The sequence below is a fragment of the Novosphingobium sp. 18050 genome, from assembly GCF_902706195.1.
Classification (GTDB): domain Bacteria; phylum Pseudomonadota; class Alphaproteobacteria; order Sphingomonadales; family Sphingomonadaceae; genus Novosphingobium.
In genome coordinates, this window is sequence record NZ_CACSJO010000114.1 from 1 (window position 1) to 405 (window position 405).

Annotated in this window: 1 protein-coding gene; it reads left to right on the top strand. The window is 66.4% G+C overall.

Annotated features, from left to right (window positions below):
* A partial coding sequence (locus GVL61_RS24635; RefSeq protein ID WP_200845033.1) for a peptidylprolyl isomerase occupies window positions 1–405 on the top strand: 405 nt, incomplete at both ends.

The window sequence follows — 405 nt, forward strand, 5'->3', positions numbered from 1 at the left end:
AGCCACATCCTGATCAACGCGCCCAAGGACGCCCCCGCCGCCGACCGCGAGAAGGCCAAGGCCCGCGCCCAGGAGCTGCTGGAGCAGGTGCGCAAAGCCCCGAACACCTTCGCCGACGTGGCCCGCAAGAACTCGCAGGACACCGGCTCCGCGCCCTCGGGCGGCGACCTGGGCTTCTTCAAGCGCGGCGACATGGTCAAGCCGTTCGAGGAGGCCGCGTTCTCGATGAAGAAGGGCGACATCAGCGACGTGGTGGAAAGCGACTTCGGCTACCACATCATCCAGCTCAACGACGTCAAGACGCCCAAGCAGCCGACCTTCGAGGAAGTGCGCGCCAAGCTCGAAACCGAGGCCAAGCAGCAGCAGGCGCAGCGCAAGTACGCCGAGCTGGCCGAAGTGTTCTCC